Raw genomic sequence first — 10,211 nt, forward strand, 5'->3', positions numbered from 1 at the left:
TCGTTTGTCTTGCTTGTTTTGCTTATTGACCGCGTGTGTCTCTCGGCCAGAAATAGAATATATCATGTACATACCTAAATGGTCAAGCGTTTAAATAAAAGTTTTTAAAAAAACTTCATTTCTATCATAAAACCATCTTTATTCCGTTCCTTTACGCTGCAGTTCACGCCAAACTTTCTTGTTGCTGTACTGACGCTCTGAGCTAATATCCTTGCCAAACCATGCTGGCGCAATGAAAGCATTGGCAGATGCTTCGGAGTCAAACTCAACCTCAAGCACCGAAAGCTCGATTTGGTCATAGGTATCAATCTCAATGATTCGGTCGTTCCATTTTGCAGTCACTCTGTTTTTCGTCAATGGTATGAAACCAAAAGCGTTAACTACCTGTTCATAAATACTGTTAGAAATCGAATATTCAATTTCCTCACGTGATAGACCGTTGCCTAGCTTAAAGGTATGTGTGAATGAAACCTCGCCGCTCGCCAGATCAACAATTCTCCGAACACGAAGCTCTTGATTGTCGTCGATAGCCAAATAGGTTTGTTCTATTCTTTGCTCGGAGAGCACCAACAAATCGTTTTCTTCTATTAATGCAGTTGGAAACGCCGGCAGCAAAAACTTGCGTTCAATTTCTAATGACATGTATAACAGCTCCTTTTTGTATTAGTCTTCCTCCAAGAAAAGCTCATCCAGCATTCTTTCCCTATTGTTAATGAACCTCTTCATAAGCATATAATGATCGGTTTCCTCGAGAGCGGTGCGCTCAATCCCTTCAGCAGTCAAATTATAAATCACTGCATCCGGATAAGCCATTAGAATCGGAGAATGTGTTGCGATAATAAATTGTGAGTGCTTCCCTACGAGCTGATTAATTCGTGCAAGCATCGCCATTTGGCGGAAAGGAGAAAGTGCAGCCTCAGGCTCATCCATCATATACAGACCATTACCGTTAAAGCGGTGGAGGAACGTTGCAAAAAAGGATTCACCATGCGATTGCTGATGGAGCGACTTTCCGCCATATGAATCAATAATGCGTGGTCCACTGCCAAGCTCACGGTCCATTTGGTCAATATTAGTCGCCAAATTATAATAGCTCTCCGCTCGAAAAAAGAACCCATCCCTTGGTTTGTTTACGCTGCGTACAAGCCTCAAATGCTGATGAAGTTCTGAATGCGTAGCTTCTGTAGAAAAATTAAAGTTAATCGTACCGCCTTCTGGATTGAATCCGAGTCCAATCGCGATCGCTTCCATCAGCGTAGACTTGCCCATTCCATTTTCCCCAACGATGTATGTTACTTTCGGATGGAACTCCAGCTCATCTAAACTCCGGATAGCACTTAAATCAAACGGATAAGAATCGAAGGAGGGTACTGTCTCCCGAAGGAGCTTAACGCTTCTTAAATAAAGACCTTGCTGGCTTTGTCTCATCCTGTACGCCTCCAAGTTCGATTATGCCTTATCTGATTCTACTATTAACCGCAGCACTTTTTGAACTTTTTCCCGCTTCCGCAAGAACAAGGTTCATTACGTCCGACTTTTTTCTTTGATTGCATATCGATTACTTCCGCTTGAGCAGCTGGCTTAGGTACATTATTCAGCACCATGCTCACGTTTGCACGTTTCTCCGCTAGCTCTTCTGGGGAATAACCTTTGATGGCCCATTGCTTCGTGCTGTTCATTAATGGAACGAGCAAATCGGTAATATTCCTCATTGTTTCCGAATTAGGAATTTCAATAAAGTTCTGTGCCAGCTCAATAACAGAAGCTAAAGAATCTCCGTTTCTCGCAGCATCTGTACATTCCTCAGCCATCAAATCAGCTTCTTCACGGTCAATCTCATAACGCTCTAGTACAAAACGGACTAGATTCATATAGTGGCTGTTTCTCTCCACATATTCTGCTTCTCCAGCTTTCAAAAGCTGCTGCTTCGTAAATGGACAAAAATCCAGATCATGTCTAAGGTCTCTTTCTTTCACAATTGCCTCAGGATCTGCTACCCGATAGTCTGATATGTAGCCACTCTCTTCAATGAAAAATTGCTCATAGTAATCTTGGGCAGCAAACAAAACGTTCATAATATCATATTGAGCAAGAGGATGATCATCCTCTGAGATTACAAATGATTTCAACTGATCTATCGTCAATGTTCCATAATAATAGAGTAGGCCCTGCGTTAACCGTATCCATTCCGTGTTTCGATTAAGAATGGGCGTTTCCTTTAAGAGGTCCCCTGCTTTAATGAATTCCACCAGTTCGGCTGGCATCATCACAACACGCTTGCCATCTACCGTTCCCGGAAATAAAATACCACGCTCTAGGAAATAAGTATACTGCTGCAATTCAAGAAACGGCTTGTCCCAAATACCTTCGTTTTTCACTATTTTCTGAACAAGCTTCAATCTATTATGATCAAAGCAACGAGTTGCCATTTGTAGATTGTCTGGTATCAGCTCTGAAAGCTTCTCCACAAGCCCCTGCTTATTGAGCGAGCTTAGGTTGCTAATATCCAAATTCGTACGTATTCTAGTTAATTGCTGCTTCGATAATGTGCTTAGCGCATCCGCATAAGACAGTGGATAGGTAAGCGGCGGCCATAATTTTTCCAGTGCTTTATCTTGCTTTGTTGTCATAATAATCTCCTAACTCGTAGATGTATTTCATGCTCTTCTATGAATTATGAGTGGTACACTCAAAAGACATGCAGGTTCAAAGATAACAAAAATCGAAGATGGAATCAAACAAATCTGTTACTAATTTCATCACAAAATGTAAACTCAACCTATAAATTACGGATTCAAACCTAAATAAAAGCCTCACAGATCATCAAGCGATCTACGAGGCTTATTCAAAATCTATCATGATTTATCCATACCTTTTACACTTAACAGCGAATTAAGCTGCTCCAGTAAATTACCGCCGCCAGTGAGCGAGATAGTCCCGATTTTCTCGCAAATTTTCTCAAGAAACTCAAGCTCTTTCAGACGATAGAGCGTGCCGTTCTCATCCATTAGCTTAGCGGTATTTAGCAGGCTTCTAGTAGACGCTGTCTCTTCTCTTCGTGTAATGAGATTGGCTTGCGCCTTCTTCTCAGCAAGCAGCACCGTATTAAGGATGTCCTTAATATCACCCGGCAAAATAATATCTTTGAGGCCCGCCGAAACGAACTGTACGCCGTAATGCTCCTTCTGCTCGTTCAGACGTGTAAGTACAAAATTCGCGATTTCTTGCTTCATGCGCAGCAGATCATCCAGCTTAAGAGTACCGACATATTCGCGCAAAATAAGCTGCAGCAAAATGTACACCTGCTCCTCGAACGACTTAATCTGAAATGCTTTTAGCGGGTCAACAACCTTGTATTGGCACACAAAGTTCAGCCGCAGCGTCACCTTGTCCTCTGTCATGATCTCTTGTCCAGTCATGTCCAGCTGAAGCTGGCGCAGATCAACCGTCTTCACCTGCACGCTCGTTGGTCCTTTCCAGAAATAATATTTTCCCGGACGAAGCTCGCGCTGCAAAACGTTATTAAAAAATAACAACCCCGTTTCATAGCTTGCCACCTCGAACACTTGCATAAAGCTTTGCAGCCTCGACAGCAGTGATCTATCGATCTCTGATGTCAGTTCTGGATTCCGAATGTCTATACGAATAAATGAATGTTTTTTCATTACATTCCAGAATCCATAAAGCCCTGGTGTCAGCAATGTGGCAAATTTGCCATCCTCAAAATGCAGTACATACTCATAATCCTGCACATCAGCTATCGTCAGCTGCTCGGCAAGCTGCTCATCGTGGAGAAATAGCTTCAACTCCATATTTGGAACAGCGAAACGCTTCGCAATATTTTGCAAAATAACGGTATCATCAGAAAATGATGTATGGCGATATACGCCCGGCTGCAAAAGCTTTATGTAACTGCCTTTTTTGAAAAGCAGACCTCGTTCATCGTTCTTGATAATCACTTTTTTAAACATGATTTAACACCTCTTTACACGGTTTGGTTGATCTTTGGAACAGGAGCGCTCCTGCGGCTAGACCGGAATCCGGCTTGAGAAGGGAGCAGAGCTGCTTTACAGCTTCGTTGTCGATAGTCGAGTACGGATGTACCTTCCATCTGTGCTCGTTCTATGTCTTACTCTGCTATAAGAGGCAGCTGGCTCCAATCGGTATCCACCGATTGCATAGGTTTTGCTGCAGTGATTGTGCCGAGGCATCGTCTGAGTGCTCCTGCTTAAGATCACATCTACAACATTAGTTCTCCTTTGGAGGGAGTCAGAGTGCTCCGAAGAGCTGTTTCGCGGATTAGGCGATTGACAATAGAGGGATTAAGTCCACTCTATCCTGTGGGAGATTAAGACGATATGAGCGATACAGTATACAAGCGCATAGTATGCGCGTGCACTGCGGGATTTTTAGAAATCCCAGCCAAGGTACGCCATTCGTACATGAACCTCATCTATTATTGAAGTTATCTTTAATAGCGATTTAATAAAAGCTAGGTGCCTTTTATAGCAGCCATCGGCTTGCATTTGGCTATCACGGCAGCTAAAGAAGCGCCAACAACGCTGTCGATGATCTGATCTACGTCTTTATATGCCTGTGGGCATTCATCGAGAATGGCCTGCAAGGAAGCATGGTTAACGAGTATTTCATCATCCGTCCCAACCTTCAGCGATTGTTCAAACTGATCAACCGTTACCATTTCTTTTGTTGCTTTTCGCGATCTCGCTCGCCCCGCTCCATGGCAAATAGAATAGAAGTTTTTGAGTCCCTCTTCCTTGCCTACCATAATATAAGAGGAAGTTCCCATAGAGCCTGGGATGAGCGCGGGATGTCCTGTCTCCTTGTACACCGGCGTATTTAGAAAATGCCCCGCCGGAAGCGCACGCGTTGCCCCTTTGCGATGGACGAGCATCGGCTGGTTGCGGTGAAACTCCTTGAGCGCGTAGTTATGCATCAGATCATAGAGAACCGGCATTTCTGTACTTGCTCCGAAAACTTCCTGAAAAGCTTCACGGACACCGAATGCAATCATATGACGGTTGCTTACGGCGAAGTTGAGTGCAGAATACATCAGGTTCAAGTAGGTCTGCCCTTCCTGACTCGCAATCGGGGCATAGATCAGATTAGGGTCTGGATTGCTAACTCCCCACTGATTCATCGCTTCCTTAATAACCTTATTGTGTTCGCGTCCAACCATTCCGCCCCATGATCTGGAGCCAGAGTGAATCATGACGACAACCTGACCGTCGAACAAGCCCCATTTTGCCGCCACATTTGCGTATTCCTCATTTATCTCCAAATACTGAATTTCAATGAAGTGATTGCCACTGCCGAGCGATCCGAGCTGCCCACGCGCATATTTCATAATTTTCGGAGGCAGTTGATTTAAATAGGTATGGTCGAAGCCGAACTGGGATTGCTCCACATGCGTCAGCCATTGCTCATTTGGCACATATTTCTCAGGCAGACCCTTCAAGCCATGCTGTACCACACTCATAACATCGATATCGTCGTAGTTGGAGTTCTTACGCTCGTTAGTCGGTACGTATTTCTCGATTGCGGTGATCAATGCTCTACGAATGTTTTTGTCAGCAAGCTCACGCTTATGAAGCGATGTTGTATGAACGCGCATCCCACAGCCAATATCAGATCCGACAATAGAGGGAGATACACAGCCATTTTTCATATTCCAGACCGCAGTCGTCCCAATGCAGGTTCCAATGCCAACGTGGGCATCAGGAGTATAGCTCATATATTGATTTCGAGGAATTTGCAAATTGTTGTTTGCCATTTCATATACTTTGTCCCCAAAGGCTTGGAGCACATCTTCATTCGCAAATACGTGGAGTGAGCCATGCTCAAGCTCCATTTCATGATGATTGCCTCCATGTCTCTTATGCTGCATTATCATCGTAATACCTCCCGTGCTTCAAGCTATACGTGTCGTAACTCGTTTGCTTGCTCGCTTCTTATGAGCTTTATATTGCCTGATTTTGGAGACCGTGAACATGGTGAAAGTATTACGAGTAAGCAAAAACGCAATTAGCTTTCTCTGGATGCTAATGAAGCTTTGACGAAAAAATAGAAGACTAGTATTAAAAACAATATACTTTCTTATATTTTAAGCAAAAACGCAATTAGCTTCCTCTGGATGCTAATAAAGTTTTGACGGAGAGATATAAGCCTAATATAAGAATTAAATTTATATACTCTTATATCTGGAGGAAAATTTTCCTTTTTGTTCAAATTTGCGCTCTTCCTGTTAAGATAGAAAAGAAGAGCGCTTATGATCGGAGGAATACATAAATGGCAAAAGAAAGCTTTGATAAAGAGATCCAGTTTTTGCGGATGCTCGTTCTTACGAGCGGTGCATATAATCGCCAGCAGTATGCGGACAGGCTGGGCATCTCCATCCATACCTTCGATAAAACGATCAAACGTCTGAAAGAGGTTGTGAATAGCGTTTACCAACAGCTGCCTGAGGATAAAGGCAAGGAGTTTGCCGAAACCATTCGTTACAGCTATCTTGATTCTTCGGAACCGATGCTTCTGTTTCTATTTCGCGCCAAATCTCTAAAAGAATCAGAGAGTCAGCGCCTCTCCTTATTGCTTGCTGCTATGCGCGAGAAGTCATTCACTGCAATGGAGCTCCTCGATCTATGCTGCAGCAGCATGCCGGAAGAGCTCTCACTGCCTGACGAAAAAACGATACGAGGCGATTTGAAATATTTAGAGCAAGTAGGCGTCATCAAAAAAGAGTCTGGAACGCGCCCTTTTCGCTATCGGATATACAATGATTTAGTGCAGCAGCTCTCACGCGATGAACTGCTCGATCTATATGACTTTGTAGACGTTATGGCAAATACCCAAATTCCCTCCGTACAGGGTTATTTGCTGCGTGATGGTGTCAAGAAATACATGAATCGGAATCAGGTCGATTACGGCTCGGTTGAACCCTTCTTATATAAGTACCACTATTACTCTCGTATTTTGGACGAGGCTCATCTCTTTACACTGCTTGCTGCGATACGTCATCGGCGCTCGGTCAGCTTTCTCTATTTTTCGCCGAAAAAAGAAACCAGCTACACATCCAAAAATACGAATCCATTATTTGAGCGCGATAGTGAAGGACAGCAGGAAACGCTGCTCCCTCTAAAAGTTGTTTACGATCATCAATATGGCCGCTGGTACCTTCTTGGTCATCACGCCCGCTACGGCATTAAGAAATACCGAATGGAAGGCTTAACCCAAATTTCGGAAGAGGAAGAAGCCCCCGTGGCATTATTCGAGTCCAAAAAAGATGAGCTGGAGCAGCGGATTAAACATAGCTGGCTAATTGATACGGGCAAGCCTGTTCTAGTGCGGGTTCGCTTCTTTCATCCCGGACCTCATATCCCAAGCTTCGTGATGGAGCGTGTTCTGCTCCAAGGACAATGGGGCACTATTTTGGAAGAAAGCGAAGAATCCTTCATCTATGAAATTGAGGTGAACGGAACGATTGAAATCAAGCCTTGGATTAGGAGCTTTGGCTCAAGCTGCGAGGTGCTTGCTCCCTTGAAGCTGAGGCAGGAACTGATTGAGGAATGGAAGGAGATAAAAAGCTACTATGAATCCTTTTGAGAAAATATTCAACTATCAGATTTTATCCAAGCTGGAAGGCTCCGGTACGTTCATCATGACTGCGCATGAGCGAAGTTGGCTGAAGACCATGCTTGAGCATCCCGCTGCTGCGGCTGCTTTGTCTCCAGAAACGCTTATTCAAATGAACACTATATTAGAAGAAGATCAATCCTTGGATACTGGCGGGCTCCTGCATAAGGCAGCTAGTAGAGAGAAGCAAGTCTATCATTCTTACATTCGTCCGCTTCGCCAAGCTATCACTAACAAAAGCCTACTATATATAAGCTATAAAATTAAAGGAGGCCGCACCTGTACGGAGCAAAGGGGTCTTCCCTATAAGCTGGAATATTCGATGGTCAAACGGGAATGGTATCTTCTCTGGTACCATATCAATCATCGAACGCTGATGAGCACAAAGCTTGATAACGTGACGGGCAGCAGCGAGCAGGTTTGTCCAACGGAATATTACGAGCAGCTAATTGGTATCGTTCAAGGCTTAATGAAAAAACGCAGCATGAGTGCGAATATTCTTGTTGTTCCCGAATACAACGGCGAGCTCTCGCGCATTTTGTATGCTTTTTCTTGCTTCGAGAAAGAAGTCAGTTACGCTGCCGACTCCAATGAATATACGATTCAATTGCACTTTTCAAGCAAGGACAGCGAATATGTTCTTTCCAAAACTCGCTTCCTCGGAAAGCGGGTTCGCATCATCGATGGCGAGCACCTGCGGTGCCGTATGCTCGAGTCTGCGACAAAATCCCTAGCACGATATGCACAATTTGACGAAAAATTTTATTTAGAATGATTATAAAATGATATTGATTTCCTCCTATAAAACGGTAACATAAGGTATGAGGCGTAATCATACAAAATCAATGAGGTGAATCTATTATGAGTACTGAGAAGAACAAGCTCACAACTAGCTTTGGCGCTCCCGTTGGAGACAACCAAAACTCGATGACAGCAGGCTCACGTGGTCCCACATTAATTCAGGATGTTCATCTGCTTGAAAAGCTGGCGCATTTCAATAGAGAGCGTGTTCCAGAACGCGTTGTCCATGCCAAAGGCGCAGGCGCACATGGCTACTTTCAAGTTACGCATGATGTCACGTCTTATACGAAAGCTAACTTTTTGTCCGAAGTAGGAAAACGTACTCCTATGTTTATACGTTTTTCAACCGTAGCTGGCGAGCTCGGCTCTGCCGATACGGTACGCGATCCACGCGGTTTCGCCGTTAAATTTTATACAGATGAAGGAAACTATGATCTAGTCGGCAATAATACACCCGTATTCTTTATTCGTGATGCGATCAAATTTCCAGACTTCATTCATACTCAGAAGCGTCATCCTCAAACCCATTTAAAAAACCCGAATGCGGTATGGGATTTCTGGTCCTTATCGCCTGAGTCTCTGCATCAGGTTACGATTCTTATGTCTGACCGCGGGATTCCTGCTACGTTTAGACATATGCATGGTTTTGGAAGCCACACTTTCAAATGGGTGAATGACCAAGGCCAAGCGGTATGGGTGAAATACCATTTTAAAACAGAGCAAGGTGTTCAAAACATCTCTAATGAGGTAGCTGCCAAAATTGCTGGCGAAAATCCTGATTATCATACCGAAGATTTATTTAATGCAATAGCAAGTGGAGATTTTCCAGCGTGGAAGCTTTATGTACAGATCATGCCTGAAGAGGATGCGAATACATATCGCTTCGATCCGTTTGACGTAACGAAAGTTTGGTCTCAAAAGGATTATCCATTAATTGAGGTCGGTCGCATGGTGCTTGACCGCAACCCGGAAAATTATTTTGCAGAGGTGGAGCAAGCGACATTCTCGCCAGGATCATTTGTCCCAGGAATCGAAGCTTCACCGGATAAGATGCTCCAAGGACGTCTCTTTGCTTACTCCGATGCTCATCGTTACCGTGTTGGCGCCAATCATAATCAACTGCCGATTAATCGCCCTGTCGCTCCGGTGAACAATCACCAGCGCGATGGCCAGATGCGTGCGGACGGCAACGGAGGAGCATCAATTTATTACGAGCCTAACAGCTACGGCGGACCAACGGAGTCGCCGGAAAACAAGCCAACTCCGTTCGAAGTGTCAGGAAATGCAGACAGCGCTCCTTTTGACCATCATGACCACTACACACAAGCTGGCGACCTTTATCGCCTTATCAGCGAAGAGGAACGTGCCCGCCTTATTGATACGATCGTCGGCGCTATGAAGCCCGTTGAGAAAGATGAGATCAAGCTTCGTCAGATTGGCCATTTTTTCAAAGCAGACCCTGATTTTGGCCAACGCATTGCTGAAGGGCTTGGCTTGTCCATCTCACAGCAATCATAATTTCTTATATATCGCATCATCCAGCCTTGCAGCTTTCGAATCCCTTTCGAGAGCCGCAAGGCTTATTGCTTGAAGTTATGGTGGCTCGGGACGGAATCGAACCGCCGACACTAGGATTTTCAGTCCTATGCTCTACCAACTGAGCTACCGAGCCTAATATTTAAATGGCGGTCCGGACGGGACTCGAACCCGCGACCTCCTGCGTGACAGGCAGGCATTCTAACCAACTGAACTACCGGACC

Annotated in this window: 9 protein-coding genes and 2 tRNA genes; 3 read left to right on the forward strand and 8 right to left on the reverse strand. The window is 44.4% G+C overall.

Features of this window, described 5'->3' with window-relative positions:
* Window positions 1–138: 138 nt before the first annotated feature.
* The 6 genes from ACIFSR_RS34675 to ACIFSR_RS34700 all read right to left on the reverse strand — a co-directional run bounded on the left by ACIFSR_RS34675 (window position 139) and on the right by ACIFSR_RS34700 (window position 5,911).
* Window positions 139–642 (reverse strand): CYTH domain-containing protein, encoded by a 504-nt coding sequence (locus ACIFSR_RS34675; protein WP_339207116.1) that lies wholly within the window; start codon window positions 640–642, stop codon window positions 139–141.
* A gap of 21 nt (window positions 643–663) precedes the next feature.
* Window positions 664–1,428 carry an AAA family ATPase gene (locus ACIFSR_RS34680; RefSeq protein ID WP_339207115.1) on the reverse strand — a complete coding sequence of 255 codons (765 nt, stop codon included), beginning with the start codon at window positions 1,426–1,428 and terminating at the stop codon, window positions 664–666.
* A gap of 44 nt (window positions 1,429–1,472) precedes the next feature.
* Window positions 1,473–2,630 (reverse strand): YecA family protein, encoded by a 1,158-nt coding sequence (locus tag ACIFSR_RS34685; protein ID WP_339207114.1) that lies wholly within the window; start codon window positions 2,628–2,630, stop codon window positions 1,473–1,475.
* A 225-nt stretch (window positions 2,631–2,855) separates the two neighbouring features.
* Window positions 2,856–3,971, reverse strand: a complete 1,116-nt coding sequence (locus ACIFSR_RS34690; protein ID WP_339207112.1) for a slipin family protein — start codon at window positions 3,969–3,971, stop codon at window positions 2,856–2,858.
* Window positions 3,972–4,067: 96 nt separating this feature from the next.
* Window positions 4,068–4,211 carry a hypothetical protein gene (locus ACIFSR_RS34695; RefSeq protein WP_339207109.1) on the reverse strand — a complete coding sequence of 48 codons (144 nt, stop codon included), beginning with the start codon at window positions 4,209–4,211 and terminating at the stop codon, window positions 4,068–4,070.
* 281 nt (window positions 4,212–4,492) lie between these two features.
* Window positions 4,493–5,911, reverse strand: coding sequence for an RtcB family protein (locus ACIFSR_RS34700; protein ID WP_430063793.1), 1,419 nt, complete (start codon window positions 5,909–5,911; stop codon window positions 4,493–4,495).
* Between the two features lie 395 nt (window positions 5,912–6,306).
* Here ACIFSR_RS34700 and ACIFSR_RS34705 point away from each other — a divergent pair, with 395 nt between their 5' ends.
* The 3 genes from ACIFSR_RS34705 (at window position 6,307) to katA (ending at window position 9,969) form a co-directional block, all read left to right on the forward strand.
* Window positions 6,307–7,620 (forward strand): helix-turn-helix transcriptional regulator, encoded by a 1,314-nt coding sequence (locus ACIFSR_RS34705; protein WP_430063795.1) that lies wholly within the window; start codon window positions 6,307–6,309, stop codon window positions 7,618–7,620.
* Window positions 7,607–8,425: a WYL domain-containing protein gene (locus ACIFSR_RS34710; RefSeq protein ID WP_430063797.1), complete on the forward strand. Its 819-nt coding sequence runs from the start codon at window positions 7,607–7,609 to the stop codon at window positions 8,423–8,425. The genes ACIFSR_RS34705 and ACIFSR_RS34710 overlap by 14 nt, the downstream gene beginning before the upstream one ends.
* 86 nt (window positions 8,426–8,511) lie before the next feature.
* Complete coding sequence (gene katA, locus ACIFSR_RS34715) at window positions 8,512–9,969, forward strand: catalase KatA (RefSeq protein WP_076271792.1); 1,458 nt, start codon at window positions 8,512–8,514, stop codon at window positions 9,967–9,969.
* A gap of 78 nt (window positions 9,970–10,047) precedes the next feature.
* Here the strand turns inward: katA and ACIFSR_RS34720 are convergent.
* Window positions 10,048–10,123 (reverse strand) — tRNA-Phe (locus ACIFSR_RS34720).
* A gap of 11 nt (window positions 10,124–10,134) precedes the next feature.
* A tRNA-Asp gene (locus ACIFSR_RS34725) sits at window positions 10,135–10,211 on the reverse strand.

This window comes from Paenibacillus sp. NRS-1760, from assembly GCF_050467785.1.
In the GTDB taxonomy this organism is placed as follows: Bacteria; Bacillota; Bacilli; order Paenibacillales; family Paenibacillaceae; genus Pristimantibacillus.